Annotated in this window: 12 protein-coding genes; 6 read left to right on the top strand and 6 right to left on the bottom strand. The window is 44.5% G+C overall.

Features of this window, described 5'->3' with window-relative positions:
* Positions 1-66: 66 nt before the first annotated feature.
* Entirely contained in the window at positions 67-4,851 is a 4,785-nt protein-coding gene (locus J7623_RS25500) for a translocation/assembly module TamB domain-containing protein (RefSeq protein WP_291925998.1), read from the bottom strand.
* Between the two features lie 739 nt (positions 4,852-5,590).
* On the opposite strand from J7623_RS25500, the gene J7623_RS25495 reads away from it, so the two are divergent.
* The 5 genes from J7623_RS25495 (at position 5,591) to J7623_RS25475 (ending at position 12,489) form a co-directional block, all read left to right on the top strand.
* Entirely contained in the window at positions 5,591-8,749 is a 3,159-nt protein-coding gene (locus J7623_RS25495; protein WP_291925995.1) for a SusC/RagA family TonB-linked outer membrane protein, read from the top strand.
* An 18-nt stretch (positions 8,750-8,767) separates the two neighbouring features.
* Positions 8,768-10,327, top strand: coding sequence for a RagB/SusD family nutrient uptake outer membrane protein (locus J7623_RS25490; RefSeq protein WP_291925990.1), 1,560 nt, complete (start codon positions 8,768-8,770; stop codon positions 10,325-10,327).
* Between the two features lie 28 nt (positions 10,328-10,355).
* Complete coding sequence (locus tag J7623_RS25485; protein ID WP_291925987.1) at positions 10,356-11,030, top strand: fasciclin domain-containing protein; 675 nt, start codon at positions 10,356-10,358, stop codon at positions 11,028-11,030.
* A 23-nt stretch (positions 11,031-11,053) separates the two neighbouring features.
* Complete coding sequence (locus tag J7623_RS25480) at positions 11,054-12,043, top strand: DUF5007 domain-containing protein (RefSeq protein ID WP_291925984.1); 990 nt, start codon at positions 11,054-11,056, stop codon at positions 12,041-12,043.
* A gap of 176 nt (positions 12,044-12,219) precedes the next feature.
* On the top strand, positions 12,220-12,489 hold the full coding sequence (locus J7623_RS25475) for a hypothetical protein (protein WP_291925982.1): 270 nt from the start codon (positions 12,220-12,222) through the stop codon (positions 12,487-12,489).
* 544 nt (positions 12,490-13,033) lie between these two features.
* Here J7623_RS25475 and J7623_RS25470 read toward each other — a convergent pair.
* The 4 genes from J7623_RS25470 to ggt form a co-directional block, all read right to left on the bottom strand.
* On the bottom strand, positions 13,034-14,080 hold the full coding sequence (locus J7623_RS25470; RefSeq protein WP_291925979.1) for a hypothetical protein: 1,047 nt from the start codon (positions 14,078-14,080) through the stop codon (positions 13,034-13,036).
* A gap of 7 nt (positions 14,081-14,087) precedes the next feature.
* On the bottom strand, positions 14,088-14,510 hold the full coding sequence (locus J7623_RS25465) for a hypothetical protein (RefSeq protein WP_291925976.1): 423 nt from the start codon (positions 14,508-14,510) through the stop codon (positions 14,088-14,090).
* A 3-nt stretch (positions 14,511-14,513) separates the two neighbouring features.
* Complete coding sequence (locus tag J7623_RS25460) at positions 14,514-15,044, bottom strand: DUF1572 family protein (RefSeq protein WP_291925973.1); 531 nt, start codon at positions 15,042-15,044, stop codon at positions 14,514-14,516.
* A gap of 75 nt (positions 15,045-15,119) precedes the next feature.
* A complete protein-coding gene (ggt, locus tag J7623_RS25455; RefSeq protein WP_291925970.1) occupies positions 15,120-16,826 on the bottom strand; it encodes a gamma-glutamyltransferase in 1,707 nt (568 codons plus the stop codon).
* 159 nt (positions 16,827-16,985) lie between these two features.
* On the opposite strand from ggt, the gene J7623_RS25450 reads away from it, so the two are divergent.
* On the top strand, positions 16,986-19,514 hold the full coding sequence (locus tag J7623_RS25450) for a M14 family metallopeptidase (RefSeq protein WP_291925968.1): 2,529 nt from the start codon (positions 16,986-16,988) through the stop codon (positions 19,512-19,514).
* A 69-nt stretch (positions 19,515-19,583) separates the two neighbouring features.
* Here J7623_RS25450 and J7623_RS25445 read toward each other — a convergent pair whose 3' ends face one another.
* The gene (locus J7623_RS25445; protein ID WP_291925966.1) at positions 19,584-20,192 is read right to left on the bottom strand and encodes a redoxin domain-containing protein; all 609 of its coding nucleotides are present in this window, start codon (positions 20,190-20,192) and stop codon (positions 19,584-19,586) included.
* Positions 20,193-20,302: the final 110 nt, after the last annotated feature.

The following is a 20,302-nucleotide window of genomic DNA, read 5'->3' as shown; positions in this document are numbered from 1 at the left end:
TTAAACCACACAAAGGAGTAATGCCTGAACAAACCGGCTTTGCTCCTTTGCTGTTTACAGCCCATGCTATTTATTAGGAACGCTATCTGCTTTTACTTTCTCCCTGTCTTCCTGCTCCTGCTTCAACGCCGCTACTTTGCGGAGCGAATCCATCAACGGGGTGCGGGAACGGCGGTTGCCGCCAAATAATTCACTGAAACGGTTGTACTCCCTGATATAGGAAATACCCACACCAGACTTCGTACGGTTGTTGAGGTTATATACATCGTAATCCGTTTTGCTGAACGCATTGATACGGAAGCGGCCATCGGGAGTAAGCAGGTATTCAATACGGAAGTCGCCCGCAAACCGGTTGGTATTGGCAGAAGTCGCCGTTTTACCCCAGTCGTAATCACCACCGGCATATAAGCGGAAGCGGTTATTAAACAGGTTGCTGGTAATACCGGCGCTCACCTGGTTACGATCTACCGAAGAATTATCCAAAGGTCCCCCCACGTTATACGCCCGGTAGTTAACGTTTACACCAATGCCACTGCCTTTGAGCAGGGCCCCGGTGATGTTATTTAAAATAGCCTGCGCCTGTGCGGAAAGTGCTTGCCCCACACTGTTCTTACCGGTAATACCTACATTAGCAGCTGCGGTAGAAGAAGCATCATCCGGCAGGAACTGGTTGGAGAACAGCAGTCCCCATACCTGGAATAAGGCTTTATTCTGGTCGTTATTAATTTCTTTCAGGTGAGCCGCCACACCGCTTTCATAAGCCAGGCTGCCTACTTCCGGCAATTCGATGGAATAGGTAATATCCGGTTTCATCAGGGCTCCACGCAGGTTAATTTCCACATCTACCTTTTCGGTACGGGTAGCCAGCTTGTCCTTGTCCGGGTTGGTACCTTGCCCTACGAGGTTGTACAGGCTTACTTTCGGCAGGGAGTATTTGGCCATAATGTTTACCCTTGCCTCGGACGGATCGCCATTCCAGGTGATGGTACTGTTTTTCTCTATGTCAAACTTCCAACTGGTAAGGCGCTGGAAAGTGAAATTATAAGACCCGTTGTTGATCTCGTAGTTACCAAACATGGTGAAGTCGCCTTCGGTGTTAACGGTGACCTGGAGGTTACCGGTACCATTGGCGGAAATAATATCGCCGGTAGTGGCGTCCAGGATCACATCTATCTGCGCATCGGGGTTGGCGGCGATGTCCAGTTTTACGGTGAGTTTGGTATTATCTTTCTTCTTTTTCTTTTCTGCTATTTCTGTTCCGTAAGTTTTGAAGGTGATATAGTCATATTTGCCTATATCCTTACTGTCGGACATAGGGAGGTAGAAATGGGTGCCTTTGATGGGGCGGGCGAGGATATGCATTTGCATATCATTCAGCGGGCCGGAGAAATATACTTTTCCATCTGCAATTACATCTCCATAAAACAGGTCGTTATCCTTAGAGCTGGTGTTCAGGAACACAAATCCGCGGCCGGTCACATCAAAATCGAAATTGAGTTTGTCGAAGTGATCATGACTGATGTAGCCGCTGGCTTTGCCGACGGTATTGTTTTTATCTACCAGCACGAAGTTGCCGAATTCAATCAGGTTATCGTCCACATTCACGTTGAGTTTCGGAATCCGGTAGTGGGTACCCAGGTAATCTACGGTTACGCCTATGGTATCCAGCGTGAGCGTGCCTTTTACAGAAGGCAGGGCGGTGGTGCCGCTGATATTCAATGTACCCGCTACGGTACCTGTCAACTGCGATACATAGCCCGCCAGGTATTTATTCAACAGGCTAATGGAGGTGCCATTGAGTTTGATGTTGGCATCTATGTCCCGGTTGGCGGCCAGCAAACCTACTTTTCCCTGGGCGAGGAATGCTTTGCCTTCATTGTCTGACTGGATATTAAAGGTAGCGACCCCTGTTTTGTGGTGATAACTACCGTCTACATTTACGATGCCGATGGAGTCATTATCGATACGCAGCTCCCTGGTTCTGAGTGCAGTGTTGATATCCAGGTTTTGGGTGGGATCGGCAATGTTGATGGTACCATCGGTAACACCTTCTATACGGGTAGTGATAAGTTGTGCCGGGATCACGTCGGCGAGGTTCAGGTTTTTGAGCGTAACAATAAATTTCGATTCGTCCGGATTGTACTCATTGGTTTCAATGGTAATGCTCTGGTCGTTGCGGGTAACGCGTAGATTTTTTACGGTGAGAAAATGTTTGCTCCAGTAAATTTCATTGCCCGGTGTTACATTCCATTGCCTTTCATTGACAGTGAAGGCGCTGTTCAGGAAATTAATCTTTACCCCTTCCGGCACCGTAATGATCCGGGCATAGAAGCCGTCGAGGGAAGAAGTGTCTTCCGCGGCCAGGTCTACTTTTACGAAAGAGGTATCATGGCTGGAGCTGGCCAGTATCAGCGGATTTTCGAGGACCACATTTTTGCCTGACAGCACCTTGCCAATACTGGTGCTGATATTGACTTTGTTGAAGTTCCCATCTCCCTTTACCTGTAAATCCTGTACATGATATTGCTGGTAGCCTGCTTCCGGTATATTAATATTAAGTGCCAGGTTGCCGCCATTCATAGTGCTGAGTGCGCCTGTTACTTTACTGTCGTTGAAGCCGGAGAACTGTTGGGTAAAGCCTTTCAGCAATTTGTCTACTTCTCCCAGGTTAAAGGCAAAGGTAAAGTCCTGGTTGTCGATAATATGCTGGGGAGGACTGAAATAGCTGGGATAATATTTATATAGCAACAGGTGAAACGCGTCTGGCAGTTGGAGGAAGCTGTATTGTCCTTTTACGAAGCCAGCGATTTCGCTGCCTGCAAATTCCAGGAGCTTTTGATTATCCACCATATGAGACGACACATTGAGAGAGTCAAACTCCAGGCGGCGTTTATCTTTGAAAACAGATACTTCATACATCCGGGCGATACCATTGAAGTTGTCGATATTGCTACCGGCGAAGTTCAGGTCTACTTTGGCCTGCAGGGTAACGGAATCTTCGGTGATATGTAATGCTTTCAGGTCGCTCTTGCGTACATCTGCATTGAAATTGAATACGGGCAGGGCCTCGTTGAAGTCGATGGTACCGGCAAAGTCCATATCCAGGTTAGGATCATTGGCGGTGAGGGAGCCGTTAAAGAATTTACGGCTCATTTCCCCTTTGGTTTTGATGTTCTGATAATGATATCCGAAGAGGGAAATCTCTTGCACATTGGCGTCAACGCTGGCTTTCAGTGTTTTGAAATTGAACCCGGCCCCATCCACTTTAGCATCCAGGGAAATAGTGGAGAGGTTGGTGTTATCAAAAAGACTACCGATATCAAATTTGCTGGCGGTGAGGCTTCCGGAGTATACGGGTACATCACGGCTGGTTTTGAAGTTCAGATCCGAGTTAAGGTTACCCAGGTTGGTCTGAAACTGGCCATAGGCCACGAAGTCGTTGATAAACCCGGTATAGCTACCCTTGAAGCGGATTGAGGAGAGGCGATCGATGCGAACGGTATTGACAATATCTTTTACGATCGGCATGATTTGCATCACATCTTTCCCGGTGGTGACCAGTTCTTCTGTGTGGAAGTCGATGAAGGTTTCATTGATATCGGGCAGGCCGCGCATTTCAAAGCTTCCTTTCATGCGGGTGGTGTTGCCGGCTTCCAGTTCAATTTCGGATGCTTTCAGGTTACTGACAGGCCCACGGGCCTTTCCGTTGAGGATAATCTCTTTTTTCCAGGTGGAAAGGGGCGGAGCAAAAAATGCAATATCGTCGGAGGAGAGTTTACAGTTTTTAAAATGGGCCTGCATAAATACATCGTCAATATAATTGCTCATATCGTTGATGTCACTGTATTGCATGGTGTAATAGTCGCCGATGTGGCTACGGTTTGTTTCCAGGTCCAGCTGGGAGAACTCCATTTCCACGGGTGACATTTTAAACCGGCTACTGAGTTTTTTCACTTCGAAGCCGCTGCGTTCTTTGGTGGAGAGGGTGAGATCCCCGATGATACTGTCTTTCACCAGGCTGGTATTAGTGAGTGACAGGTTAATATCATTAAAGCGAATATGATGGGGGGCAAAATAGCCGGGTTCTATTTTCGTGGTGTCGTCAGGGTTATCTACCCCGAAGATGCCGTTTTTTATATTAATTTCTTTTACGATAAGTCGCCAGTTAGCGCCATTCCACCGTAACTGGTGGCTGGTATCAGGAACGGCGGGTTCCGGGGCATGATGTCTTTTATGCCGCAGGGGGGAGGACGCATAACTGCTGATGATGAAGTTAGGATCTGTGAGGGTGAGTTCCTGTATATCGATATTATGTTTTTGCAGGTCCAGGTTTTTGGCATCCAGGTAGATGCGTTTGGCGGAGGCCCGCATATCTTCACCTACCCAGGCGTCGACCTGGTTTAGCTGAATGTTTTTAAGATCAATTTTTTTGAGGTCCAGGGAAAGGCCAGGGGAGGGCGTATGACTGGTATCCGGGGTAGATGAGCCGAAGGCAGCTTCGATAAAATGATAATTCCAGATGGAGTCTTTGCGGGACCTTAGCAGGTTGACCTGTGCATTTTCGAGGCCAATATATTTGATGACGGGTTTATCCTGGAAAAAGAACCAGTCGGTAATGCGTACCTGTAATTTGCCGGCGTACAGGAGGGTGTCCTGGTGCTGATCCTCTATGAGTGCGCCTTCCAGTTGCATGCTATTGAACAGGCGGAAGCTGACACGGTCTATCTGTACTTTTGTTTTCAGTTGTGCAGACAGGCGGCTGGTGACCTCTCCCACGAGGAAGTTCTGTACTACAGGTATGTTTACCAGTATTCCAATGAGAATGACGAGGCCTAACAAACATAGTAACACGACAGATAATATTTTCCGTACTTTTTTCAGGCTGCAAAGTTTATCCGGCAAAAATAATTAATAGTTGTCAATCAGGGCCATATTACAGAGGTATCATTAGGAATTAATAATGGTGAGGGAAGCTTGGGGCTATTATTTTCGTATATAGGTAACAGTGAGTACGGCAGGGAGTAAAGAATTATTTATAACATAAAAAGTTAATATCATGGAATTGTCGACCGATTTAAAAAATAATAATACTAATTTGTTATTTAATGATATTATTTTGATTTATAAAAATACTAGAAGATAACTTTATTTTCCTTGTGTATTAATTATCATATATTTACAGCAAGCTGTACTGTAATTTATCATGTAAAAATAATTGTCATGTATTTGTCAGTTGTTGTCGGCCCGTTATTGGGAAAACTTTAACATTTATAATTTCCGTTCAGAACAATGAAGTAAGTGAGCAGTATCGTCATAGTGAACATGTAGTATACAGTCGAAACAAGTAAGATCAACCAAAGTATAATTTATTCATTCATTTTAAATCTAATCAGAGCGTATCAAAAAGCACATCAACTTTTGCTTATCATTTTTTGCTTATCTATTCAATCAGCATTTTTCAATACAAATTTTAATTAATCAAAGTCCAAAAAGCAATTGTTATTAATTCAACAGTGAACGTCACCAGGTATCATTAGCATTAGCGTTAGCCGATCTGATAATTCCAGCGTAATTTATTAAACCAGAATCTATGCACAAAAAGTTGCTACTATTAGCGCTCATGGGATTCCTATGCCTGCAGGTGTGGGCCCAGGAGCGGAAAATTTCGGGAACCGTAACGGATGACAAAGGAGGCGCATTGCCCGGTGTGTCTGTAAAAGAGGTAGGTACTAACAATGGCGTGGCTACCGCCCCGGATGGAAAGTTTACCCTGATCTTAAAAGGTAATTCCAATAAATTGTCTGCTTCATTTATCGGGTTTGAAACACAAACCATAGAAATAGCGGGTAAAACAACTTTTCGTATCAGCCTGAAACCCGATGCTAAAAGTTTGAAAGATGTAGTTGTAATCGGGTACCAGGAAGTAAAGCGTAAAACCGTAACGGCAGCCGTTTCCAGCGTGAAGGGTAAAGAAATTGAGAACTTACCTTCTCCCAGTTTTGATGCGTTATTGCAAGGACGTGCAGCGGGTTTGAACGTACAGAACTTTACCGGTGAACCAGGCGTGCGTGGTTCCTTTGTAGTAAGGGGAAATACGTCTATCAACCGTAGCGCCAATGCAGCACGTACTTTAAGTTCTCCGTTATTTGTAATCGATGATATTCCCATCTCCATGGATGATGCGGCAGCATTCGATAATACCGGAACCAACTACATTGCGGGTATCAACCCTAATGATATTGAATCGATCGACATCCTGAAAGATGCATCTGCGGCTGCTATCTACGGCTCCCGTGGTGCAAACGGGGTAGTGATCGTGAAAACCAAACGTGGTAAACAAGGTAAACCACAGATTAACTTTTCTACCTACGCCGGTTTAATTCAGAAGCCAAAGTTTGAAACCGTATATGGTGGCGCAGAAGAGAGATGGTTTAAACTGGACTATCTGAAAAAGTACCTGACAGATGACCAGATACTCAATGGTACATTACCAAAGCTGTTAACTGATAGCTTGAATCCTGCATTTAATGGTGCAGTTGATTGGCAGGATATGTTTTATCAGAATGCCTTGATTCAAAACTATGATTTGTCTGTGGCTGGTGCTTCTGAAACCATTAACTATCGTGTAAGTGGTAACTACTATAATGAAGAAGGAACGATCAGGGGAACGGGTTTTAAACGTTATACCGTATCTGGTGCTATGGGTGTGAAGTTAACACCGAAGTTAAATGTGTCTTCGCTGTTCCGCTTAAGCCGTGGCGACAGATCCCGTGGTAGAGGCGTGTTTCCCGGTGAAGATATTATTCCATTATTTAGCGGACAATACGCATCTTCTCTCTTTAACCTGTCGGACATAGACCGTAAAAACTTCACCGGCGATTTTACTTCCGGCCGTGATAAGAATCTGAATGATGATATTACTGCCAGTCTTACACTGAACTACGACTTTAATCCGAAACTCCGTTTTTCCTCAGTAGGATCCATTCAATCCAGTGTAAATACACGTGATATATTCCGTCCGGGAGAATTGAATACTGCCGGATTATCTTTTGCACAGAGTAGTAAATCACGTTATGAAAATGTGAACCTGGATAATACATTAAACTACAATACGAATATTATTAACAGAGATCATCACTTTAATGCGTTGTTAGGTAATACCATTAACAATGTAAGAAATGAATATACAGGTATTGGTAGTGGATCGCTGGGTAATGACAACGTAAAAGTGGTGCAGGGATATAACCTGAATTACCTGTTATACAGAGATATTTACGGTGGGCTCGTTTCCGGATCTGATTATCAGTCGGCGGGTATGTTGTCTTTCTTCTCCCGTATCAACTATGATTATAAGGAGAAATACCTGTTATCGTTGGCTTATCGTGCGGATGCTTCTTCCCGCTTTGGTGCAGACAGCAGATGGGGATATTTCCCATCCATGTCCGCTGGTTGGAATATTTCGGAAGAGCCATTCATGGCGCCAACAAAGAAATGGATGGACTTCCTGAAGATTCGTGGAAGCTATGGTGTAACAGGTAGTTTACCTAATGGCTACTATATGCCATTTAACACTTACAGCATTAACCAGGGAACCTACGGTGGATCTACCGGAGGTACTTATAATGGCGTAAATGCGGTAACGCCGAACTTCTCTGATGGGGTGGCACAAAAAGGCTTAACCTGGGAGCAGGCGATACAATCGAATATTGGTGTTGATGCAAGTTTCTTTAATAGCCGTTTAAATATCGTGGTGGATGCGTTTAACCGCGGTACTTCCAAGAAATTATTTGACCTGTTATTACCTTCTACTGCCGGATACAATAAGGTAAATACAAACGCAGTGGATATCCGTAACACAGGGGTGGAGTTTACTATCCAGGGACGTATTATGCCGCCGCAAAGTAAATTCCAATGGAATACCACTTTGATTTTATCCTTTATCAGGAACCAGATTGCCAAGTTGCCAAACGGTAACCGCGACCTGGTGGTGACAGAGGATGCTACCGGCATGACCTATATTCTGACCAAAGGAAGACCAATTAATGAATTTTACATGATAGAGAGTAAGGGAGTATATGCCAATGCAAAGGATATCCCCTTTAATCCTTACACCGGTGAAAAGCTGACTTATTGGAACGGTAATCACACTGTACAACCAGGCGATTTTATTTGGGTAGATCAGAATGGTGATTATGACGTGTGGGATTGGAATGATAAAGTACGCAGTGGTAATCCCAATCCAGGTTGTACCGGCGGCTTTACCAACGCATTTTCTTATGGTCCGTGGACTGCGCAGATATACATGACCTTTACCTTGAAACGTGATATTTATAACAAATTTATGTCCGATCGCCTGGTGGGCTTAACGAATGAATACGCCAAAATTGCCGCTATTGATCCCAATGGTATTGACAGCTGGCGTAAAGAAGGTGATAACAGTAAGTATGCAGAAGTCATCCCTTATAATCAACACTACTATTATCAATTCCTGCCTTTTTCATCCGCTTTCGTAGAGAATGGGTCTTACCTGCGTATCAAGTATCTGAACCTGTCTTACAATTTTATGCCTAAATTTTTGGAACGCAGCAAGCTGAGTAAACTTCAGATATATGGCGTGATTGATAATGTGAAGATGTTCCAGAAATCCAGCGTGCCAGATGCGGAAGCAGTGAATGAAAAAGGTACTTATACTGGTGGTGGTTATCCTATACCACGCAAGTTTACCCTGGGCCTAAATGTTGGTTTTTAATTTTTAAAAGTAGCTGTTATGAATTTTCTTAAAAATATATGTGCAGTAATGGTAACAGGATTGGCATTATCGCCATTTGTATCCTGTAAGAAATTATTGAATCAGGATCCCATTAACTCACCATATAACACGGTTTTCTGGCAAAATCAGCGTGATGCGGAACAAGGTGTGGCTGGTGGATATGCCTTAATACGCAAGGCGTTAACGACGAATACAGATTGGGATCAAAATCTGTCGCATTTTGCCTACGGTTCTATACCGGCATTCGAGTTTACCGACTTCAATTTATATGATGTACGGGCACTGGTAAAAGGTGGTGATGGTTTTAATACAGCAGATTTTATAGGTTCTTACCTGGATCCCTATCACAACTGGTCGCCTTACTATAAAATAGTGACCCAGGCGAATATTATGTTGCATCACATTCCTAATATCCCTGATGCGCAGTTCACAGATAACGCCACCCGTACCCGTAATCGTTTTCTGGGGGAAGCCTATTTTATCCGTGCTTTTGCATACTTCTATATGGTGCGTATATGGGGAGATGTGCCATTGGTAACCAAATATGATGAGGATCCTGCACATGCGGTGAACCTGCCAAGAGTGAATGAAAAGGCTGTATTGGATACCGTTATTGCTGACTTGCGCAATGCTGTTCGTTTATTGCCAATGGCTTACCAGTCGGGTAGTGAAAGGGCCGTAAGAGCAAATAAGGGCGCTGCACTGGGGTTACTGGCACATGCATATATGTGGAGGAATTTTCTGAATAAGGGCCAGGTAGCGTCAGATTTAACGAATGCTATTGCTGCAATAGATTCTGTTTCGAACAGTGGACAATATGATTTGCCACCGGCTGCGGAATATTCAAAAATTTTCCATGGGAAGTCAACAGAAGGGGTATTTGAAATCAATATGCAGGTAGGAAATGGTGAACAGCAAATAGGGAAAGGCTTCTACTATTTTATGCTAAAAACACCATTTATCCACGATAAGCTCAATAAATCAGATGCACCTAACATTGATCTGATCAGTGAATTATATGATGGAGATACTGCCGATGTTCGCCCTAAATACTACTTTTCCAGTCTTAATGCAGATAACCAATACAATGTGGTGATTTGCAAATTTGCAGGACCTAATGGAGAGAATATTAACTACAAAAATCCGGGCAACTTTACCGATCCTGCTGTAGATGCCAATATCATTATTATGCGTTATGCCGATTTGCTGCTGCTGCGTGCGGAAGCATATGCGGATCTTGGAAACGAAGCAGCTGCACTGCAGGATATTAACAAAGTAAGAGACCGTGCACATGCTACCGCATTAACACCAGATGATATTGATGATATTAAAAAAGAAGTATTCCGCGAACGCTCCCGGGAATTATATGCAGAAGGACAACGTTGGTATGACCTGGTTCGTACAGGCTTCCTGACAGACCAGAATATGAATGCAGGAGGAAGTTTTCCCAAAAGCCGCTATGATGCCGGTGGTTGGAAATGGCCGGTAGGACGCGCCCTGTTTCTTAATAACAGCGTCATTACTCAAAATGATTTCTGGTTGGGTAAAGTGAATTAACATTTTGACATCTTTTAAAAGCATCGACATGAAAAAAATGACAATATGGGGTAAGTCTGCAGGATGGGCGATAGTGCTGATGGCGCTCCTGTTCACCGCCTGCAAAAAAGATAACCATTTCATTGGTGGTAGTCCCACTAATGATCATACGGATCTGACTACTTACGATTATTTGAAAAAGAATCCGCTTTTTGATACGCTCATATTACTGATTGATAAAGCAGGGTTAAAAGAAACCATCAACAGTAATGTCACCTTTGTTGCGCCAACCGATTATGCGATTAAGGCATTATTGGCTATACGGACAACCAAGTTACAAAAGGAAACCAATGATGAAAATGTTAAGTACACGCTGGATAGCCTGAAAGCGCCGGAATTAAGAGATTCATTGCTGGCATATGTTTTTGATGGGCCTATTGTAAGAGCAGATCTTTCCCTGGATATTACGCAATATAAAAACAAGGTAGGCGAGCCGTTTTACTTCAGGCTCGTGAAGTCTACCGATTTTTCTGATATTTTATCTGCAGGGGTACGCTATATGAGTGTGGCAAAAATTATCAATGGTCTTGATCCGGATCCGCTGCCGGAAAAATACCCGGATGATGACAAGGATAAGATCAGTGTGTTGCAAACCACTGGTATCATCACGAAAACAGGTGTATTGCATGTACTGGAAAACCGTCACGTGTTTTACTGGAAATAATTATCATCAAAAAACTTAAAAGTATGTTTGACAAATATAATTTGAAAAAATTGCTGGGATCAGCGGCATTACTGGGTGTGCTGGTGATAGGATGTAAGAAAATAGATGAGGGTTTTTTGAGTGACGAGTTGTATGTACCAGATTCACCAATTAAAGTAGAACGTGGTATCCCTTTCCAGAAAACTGCTGCTATTTTGCCAGATGGTAGTACCCGCCCAATGAGTGTAAAACTGTTGGATGTCCGCAGGGCAGATACCAAAAAACACGCGGATGAATTTTTTAAGCAATATCCCGTGTGGGTATATAATGCAGCAGTTGATCCTGCTGTAGATACTACGATTGAGCAGGTGAATAAAAAGCGTGAGAAAAAAGTAATGCCACCATTTACATTTCTATCAAGCGGTCAATTTGTATTTAATGGCGCTACTGATAGTTTACCCGTGGATGTGAATTATGAGTATGATGTGGAAGTATCTAACGTTACCGGATCAAAAGTGTACAAGAACATTGGTAAAATGTTCACCGTTGATGGACCATTGTTGACTGATACGTCCACTGGTTGTAATTTGTTCCCGGACGACGGTTCTAAAACCGTGCCCATGCCCAAACCTAGTATGACCATCACACGCGTAAGCGAAAGTGGTAATTCTGTTATCCTGAAATTAGCAGACAAGGATGGTAATGCATTTAATCCAAAGAAGGGAGAGATTATTAAACGTGGTGATCGTCCTATTTTTGAGAATTATGCACGGTTCCATCCAATTGAGTATACGGATACCGCCATGATCTGTAATTTTGAGATAGCGCCTTTCCCGCTTAGCAGATACTACGCTAATGGAACTCAATGGAACTACCTGATGTATTATCGCCTCCCTTCCACTTTCTTATCAGTAGATAAGAGTCTGACGCCTAAGATAGGCAGTGTGAATCCTATCATCTCATTCCGTTTGATGAAAGCAGGAACTTATTTGGTGGAGATCAGAATGCAGAAGACGACGAAAACGAGTAAATAATTTTTGTCTAAAAAAACTTGGGAAAAGCCGTTTCATACTAATATGAAGCGGCTTTTCTCCTTCTTACAGCTATGTGTAAGAAATTATATAATTGTAAATGGAGGAACTATATACCATTGTTTTATTGACGGAGACTACCAGCATTTGATGGTATGAGGAAGTAAAATACTACGGTTGTGTTATGTGTCTTTGGTATTGGAGAACTGAAGCAATTGTACCGTGCGCTCAATGAGGGAAATACAATAGGCGGAATATTTAGCGGAGATATAATTGCGGGAGGGCTTGGACACGGAAAATTTGATTTTGCTGACGATGTGTATTGGATTGCTAAAGAGGGCGGAAATTCTAATAGTTCGCCAGGACCATTTCCCAGTGATGGAACGAATGGATTTATTAAATTTGAGGATGATCAATCATTAATATGGAAAAGTTGGATAAAGAAATAATAGGTTCATGAATGAAAAGAATTTATATCACAAAGCATTATTTTCTTTTTTTTGTTTTATTATCGTTGTTACTAAGGATATACTTGTTGCCGACTTTCATTTACTTCATGAGAGAAGTCCTATTAATGGATTGATTAACTGGTTGGTTATACTTCCACTTTCGATAATAGGAATCATTTTATCTCTTATAGTTGGTAGGTACTACCTACGCTCATGGATTGCCAAAGGTAAGATAATTGTTAATATACCTTTGTTGCTAATTCTGCCTTTCTTCTTGTATGTATCGTATTACGGATTATTCATTATTATCGATATTTGTAGATTTATCTACGCTAATTTGAAATAGAAACTCATGAGACTGCAGCTTACTGCTTTTCTGCATTGCAATTGATATGCTTTATGATGGAGGGGCGTATTATCAATCGTTCTGTTATCAGTGATTTTTGATTTGCCCCATCTTGACAACTTACAGGAAGGAAGTTTCTGTAAATAGGAGGAAAATTGAAAGCGGAATTGTGCGTGATTCATAAACTGGTGAAGTTTGCTACATAGCGCCATATTCTTTCATAAACCTATGCAACGTCACCATATCCTCCTGCAAATGCAACGCTGACACCACCGCCCTGTTCACCACCGGGCTATGCGGCTGCGGATAAGGGAAACTCGAAATTATCACATCACGCTCCAATAGATAACGAACAAGTGCATCTCCTTCAGGTAAAATAAACATAGGTAACCCATGCGGATTATGCACCGCCGACCCTGCCGTCAGGTGCAGCAGATAAGCAATGTTTTGCTGCAGCGACCTGCGCATTTTTTGTACCAGCTCTCCTGCCTGCAGCCAGGCGTAAGCATTGGCGGGCATCATGGGCGTACTACCTACATGCAAAGGCTGTTTTTTTAAAGCCATGATATCTGCCGCATGCCCTGCTACTACGCCGCCTTGTACGCTAAAAGCCTTGGCCAGCGAGGCGCTGAGCAGGTAGCGCACCTGCGGGAATACCGGTAAAAAATGAATACTGCCTTCTCCAACGGGACCCAGTATGCCAATACCATGAGAATCATCTGCGATCACCAGCACTTTGCGTTGTATGGCTTCCAGCCAATGAAACGAATGAATGGTACTGGTGAGCGGATTTACAGTATCTGTAACAATCACGAAATGATTGTCGGGATGGGAGTTTATTTGTTCGATGGTTTGCATGATCCAGTCTTCCCGGCTTAAAGAGGGTAGCGCTGGTGTTTGGTACCAGAGCGACGGATGCGTGCCGGGAGCATATAACAACTCGCCGCGACTGGCGCCATACTGCACTGCAGCCTGTGAAGCCAGGTAACCGGAGGAGAACACGGTAGCTGCCTGTTGGTGCAACAGGCTACACAATGCATGTTCTATTTCTTCGTATATCGATAAACGTAAGTTGCCTGCCCTGGAAGAAGGGAATACCGTACCATACTGCTCTATGCCCTGTACCAGCAACGTTTTGAATGCCGGTAACTGATGCAGGCCGAGGTAAGCGAAACCGGAAAAGAAAAGACAGGTACGGCCTCCCTGTACTACTGTTCTGCCCGGAGTATGGTCTGTTGACAACATAGGCGGTTTACTCTTTTTTAGTGCATAAGATAAACTGGAAATCAGTGGAAGTTACCTGCATGTCGAAATAGTCTTCCGTCAGTTTGGTAATGGTAACGAGATTTTCTACTTTACGGTCGCCATTTTTTGCTGTTACAGAAATCATGGCGCCATTGCTAAGAATAAAGTATTTACCTGTATCTGATTTGTTGGCGATAGTAGCTACAAAAACATTATTGTCGAGGAACTGGTAATAGGCGTCGCGATAGTAGCCTTTTTTCAGATCTTCGGCCTGTATATACTGGGTATTGCTGATAGGTGATTCCGGCGGTATTTTCACATCATATACCCGCCACTTTTTGTTCATCAGCAGTTCGTTGACTTTTTTACCCTTACAGGCAGAAAATGCCAATAGGGTAGTAATAACGGTAACGGCGATACGTATTTTCATGAATTATTTGTTCCCTGTTTTTGCTTTGTTATAGGCTTCAGATCCTCCCCTGGGGATGGATAAGCTCTCCCACTGATCTTTCAGGATCATTTTACCAATGTACACGATTTGTCCGACATGATATGGTACATGCGCCAGTTGCCGGTTAATGGCATCTATCACGATATGTGGTTCATTACGGATAAAAACGGTTCTGTCGAGGTCTGTTTCCTGCAGGCTGCGGATGGCATTCATCATACAATCCCAACCTGTGTTCCATAACTGCAGCAGTTCTTCCGCTGATTGGTCACTGTTTTCAAACTCAAGGTCCCGCTGCCGGTTGGGCTTTTCACCATCAGTGGTGAGAAAGTCGGTCCAGCGTGATAACATGTTGCCATGCAGGTGCTTGATGATGTGGGCAATGCTGTTAGGTTGTCCTTCAGGCTGCCATTGCAGTTGTTCGGTGTTGAGTCTTTCAATGGTTTTAAGACCCAGTTGCCGGTGTATTTCCAGCCTTTGTAATGCGCTGTGTAAATAAATAGATTGGATAGACATAGTCCGATTTTGTTGCGGGACGCAGTGCGTCCCAAAAGTAAAAGTAATCAAAAAGCCAGGTTGCTGCCTGTTATATCAATATCCTGCCGCGCCGTCGTCGCCACGTTTGTCCGCCGCAGCTTCCAGGTAGCGGCTTTCGGGCGCCCGTTTGATAATTTCCGTACGACCAATAGGACCGCGTTTTACCACTTTATACCCCATGTTTTGCATGGCTTCAATGGTGCTGTCGGGGAAGCCGGGTTCCACGGTGATAACATCCGGCAGCCATTGGTGATGGAATTTGGGTTTATTGATGGCCTCTGATGGTGATAGTCCAAATTCCAGTGTATTCATTAACGTTTGAAATACGGAGGTGATGATAGTAGATCCGCCGGGAGTGCCCAGTGAGTACAATACTTCGTTTCCCTGGAGTACCAGGGTAGGCGTCATGGAGCTGAGCATGCGTTTGGCGGGTGCAATGGAATTGGCTTCGGTGCCCACCAGGCCGTACATATTGGGTACGCCGGGTTTTACGCTGAAGTCGTCCATTTCATTGTTAAGCAGGAAGCCGGATTTACCTACCACTGTTCTGCTGCCGTAATGGCCATTGAGCGTGGTGGTTACAGCAATGGCGTTGCCTGCCTCGTCGATGATACTAAGATGGGTGGTTTCTTCGCTTTCTGGAAAAACGCCTGCCTTGGTTTGCTCACTGGAGCCGGCTTTGCCTGGGGTGAAATCCTGCATGCGCGCTGCCAGGTATTTTTTGTCGGTGAGCTTTGCTACCGGCACTTTTACAAAGTCGGGGTCACCGAGGAATTGTGCCCGGTCAGCGTATGCCCGTCTTTCTGCTTCTACCATGAGTTGTATGGATTGGGGCGATTGGAATCCCCATTGCGATAACGGGTAATTTTCTACCATACCCATCAGTTGCTGTAAGCAAATGCCGCCACTGGAAGGAAGTGGCATGGTAACAATCGTATAGCCTTTATAGTTAAAAGCAACGGCTTCGCGTTCTTTGGCTTTGTAGCCTTTCAGGTCCTGTAGGGTAATGATACCGTGGCCGCGTTTCATTTCGGTAACGATGTTGTTGGCAGTTTCGCCTTCATAGAATCCCGCAATGCCTTTATTTCGTATAAGCGTGAGCGTATGTGCCAGTTCTTTCTGTATTAAGGTATCGCCGGCTTTCCAGGGAACATCTTTTACAAAGGCGGTTTTAGTAGTGTTGAGTCTTTCGAAATCCGCTTTCGTTTCGTTCAGGCCTGCGGCTTCTGCAGCTGTGATGACAAATCCTTTTTCTGCCAGGCGGATAGCGGGAGCAATCAGTTTGGAGAAAGGCAGTTTGGCATATTTCATGGATGCAAACAGGCCGGCTACTGTACCCGGAATACCTGCGGCCAGGTGGCCATCCAGGCTGAGTTGGGTGATTGGCTGGCCCAGTGAGTCGAGGTACATGTCGCGGTGGGCTTTCGCAGGGGCTGTTTCCCTGAAGTCGATGGCAATATTGCGTCCATTTTTCAGGTGGCCTACCAGGAACCCGCCACCACCGATATTACCTGCGCCAGGATAAACTACGGCCAGCGCCAGTTGCGTGGCAATGGCAGCATCCACTGCATTACCACCCTGCTGCAATATGATGGCACCCACCCGGCTGGCCAGCGGATGAGCCGACACCACTGCACCATGTAACACCTTGATATCTTTCTCCGTAGTGTAGTCGTATGGATGTAAATCGTCTATCGGTTGTTGGGCGCAGGCAGTATGAAGCATACATACCGACATCCCGAGCAGGATCAGGAAACGCATGGGTTATTGTGTTTGGATCGAAATTAACACATGCCCGCAACTATAGAAAATTAAAATATTTTAAGCCCCCGGCAGTAGCGGGAAGCCAGTTTAACTATTTACGAACCTGTCATAACCGGAAAACAATTCCTAACTTACAGGATCTAATCGCGGGCTTTTATGCGCAAATATTTATTATTGGCTGTGGCTATGCTGGGCTTTATGATTACTTCCGCCCAGGTGCCAACGCCTGATCAATTCCTCGGCTATCCCCTGGGGACCCAGTTTACTCCACATTATAGAGTGGTGGACTATTTTAAACAGGTAGCCGCTACGGCTAAAAACGTGAAATTCGAGCAATACGGTACTACCTACGAAGGGCGGCCATTGGTAATGGCCATCGTGGCTTCCCCGGAAAATTTTTCCCGGCTGGACGAGATCCGTCAGCATAGCCTGGATATGTCTAATGCCCGTGGCAAAGCTACCGGCAATCAGCCGGTGATTGTGTGGTTAAGCTATAACGTACATGGAAATGAAGCGGTATCTACTGAAGCCGCCATGAAAACGCTGTACGAACTGGTGAATAACGGGAATGCACAAACGCAGGAATGGTTAAAAAATACCGTCGTGGTCATTGACCCCTGCCTCAACCCGGATGGACGTGAAAGATATGTGAACTTCTATAATGCCACACGTGCCGTGAAACCCAATGTGAACCCTTATTCCAGGGAACACAACGAACCCTGGCCGGGCGGAAGACCCAATCACTATTATTTTGACCTGAACCGCGACTGGGCCTGGCAAACCCAGAAGGAATCGCAACAGCGGGTGGCAAAGTATAACGAATGGATGCCGCAGGTACATGTGGATTTCCACGAGCAGGACATAGAGTCGCCCTATTACTTTGCGCCGGCAGCAGAACCTTTTCATGATGCGGTAACGCCCTGGCAACGGCAGTTGCAGGTGATGATCGGGAAAAATAATGCGAAGTATTTTGATCAGCAAGGCTGGTTATACTTTACAAAGGAACGCTTCGATTTGTTTTATCCCAGCTACGGCGATACTTATCCCATGTACAATGGTTCCCTGGGTATGACCTACGAACAGGGTGGTAGCGGTCATGCCGGTGTAGCGGTATTGAAGAAAGATGGAGATACCCTGACCCTGACAGACAGGATTGCGCATCATTTTACCACCGGCATGTCTACCATAGAAGTAGCTTCACAAAATGCCGCAAAAATTATCACGGAGTATGACAACTATTTTGTAGCAGCTGAAAAAGCGCCACAAGGTGGATATAAAGCCTATGTAGTAAAGGCGGGTGGTAATACCGAAAAGCTGAATACCCTGGCAGAACTGCTGCGTAAAAACAATATTGCTTTCGGGTATGGCGCCAATACCGGTAGCGCAGCCGGGTTTAATTATTTCACGGGCAAAACAGAAACGTTTACCATTGATAAAGAAGATATGGTGATTAGTATGTATCAGCCGCATTCTAATATGCTGCGGGTATTGTTTGAACCGGTCTCCCATCTTTCCGATTCTGTTACTTACGATATTACCGCCTGGGCGTTGCCGTACGCGTATGGATTAACTTCCTATGCAGTAAAACAGTCCCTGACGCCGGCAGCAGGTGCTCCCGCAATGCGTAATAATACTGCCTTGATAGCGCAGAAGCCTTATGCCTACCTGGCGCAATGGAATAGTTTGAGAGATGTGAAATTTTTATCAGCATTATTGCAGAACGATATTAAAGTGCGGTTTACCGAAGCGCCGTTTACCGTAAGTGGTAAGGACTTCCCGGCCGGTACCCTGATCATCACCCGTTCCGGTAATGCCAACAGAGGCGATCAGTTCGACCAGTACATTACCAGCCAGGCCAATCGTTTTAAGATCACCCTGGATGCGGTAAGCAGTGGCTTTGTAGATAAAGGAACTGATTTTGGTTCCGATAAAATCAGGTTTATAAAAAAGCCAAATGTTGTGCTGCTGGCGGGCGAAGGTATTGGTTCACTGGGAGTAGGAGAAGTATGGCATTTCTTTGAACAGCAACTGGATTTCCCACTAACGGTGGTGAATGCACGTAATATGAACGATATCAACTGGGAGCAAACAGATGTGCTGATATTAACCAATGGCGATTATAAAGTATTTGGAGATAAACCAGCCACAGAGCGGTTGAAAGATTGGGTGAACAATGGTGGTAAGCTGATTGCAGTAGAAGACGCAGCCGCAGCGATTGCCGGCATCGATTGGGGGATTAAGCTGAAGAAGGAAGAAGAGAAGGATAAAGAAGGTAAAGACAAGGGCAAAGCTACTACTTATGATGCGCTGAAACCTTATGCCAATCGCGAAAGAGAGAGCATTAAACAGTTTATTCCCGGTGCTATTTACAAAGTACAGTTGGATACAACGCATCCATTAGCGTTTGGTTATAACGGTTTCTACTATACGTTGAAGCAGGATGCACACTTGTATGAGTTTATTGAAAATGGTGGCTGGAATGTAGGCGTGTTGAAGAAAGACAGCTACCTGAGTGGCTTTGTGGGCGCAGATACCCGTCAGCAGTTGAAAGATGGATTGTTGTTTGGGGTGAAGGAGATGGGTAGCGGATCTGTAGTGATCCTTGCAGATAACCCGTTGTTCAGAAGCTTCTGGGAAAATGGTAAGCTGTTGTTTAGCAACGCCGTATTCTTGGTGGGGCAATAGGAAAAAGATTTTTTACCAGGTAGTGGATGGCGGTATTTATCTCTCGATATCCACTACCTGTTCAATCACCTACAGGTTTCTTTTGATATTACAGCCTAAACTACTGGTACTGTTTACCGTAACGGCTTTCCCGGCCAGTACTTCCTGGATGGCATTTTGCAATAAAGGTACTTTCACTTTGTCCGCGTTTCCGGGGCTGTCATCAATACCTCCTTTATATGCCAGCCGGCTGTTTTTATCAAAGAGGTAGCATTCCGGGGTATGGTTCGCATCGAAAGCATTGGCCAGTACCGCATTCATATCCACTACATAATACCAGGCAAAATTTTGTTCGGCGCCATACTTTTGCATGGCTGCCAATGATTCTCTGTCGTGCCGCTCTGCTTCATTGGAATTGACGATCACCACGCCAATATTATTTTTGCGGGCCAGGTGGCAAACCGTTTGAATCCTGCCTTCATTGCGTAGCATATAAGGACAGATATTGCTGCCAAAGATGACCAGCAGCCCATTACTGCCTTTGGCGCCTGCCAGCGTGATTTTTTTTCCGGAGATATCTGCCAGGCTTACATCTGATTTTGGCAGCAGTGCGCCTGGTTCCAATGGTGTTTCTATGTTGGGCTCAAAGGCACACAGGGAAATGGCAATACAGGATAAATAAAAGCTGGCCTTGATCATAACAAATGTTTTTCAGGTCCTGATTAAATATAGTAAAACGCGACAGCATCGTTTTGCTTTTCTACAAGCAAATAATCAAGTAAAATATAATAAAAAATTATAAAATAAAA

It is taken from the genome of Chitinophaga sp., from assembly GCF_017745275.1.
Taxonomy (GTDB): Bacteria; Bacteroidota; Bacteroidia; order Chitinophagales; family Chitinophagaceae; genus Chitinophaga.
The sequence above is the reverse complement of the archived record's forward strand: the minus strand, read 5'-3'. Positions and strand labels throughout refer to the sequence as shown.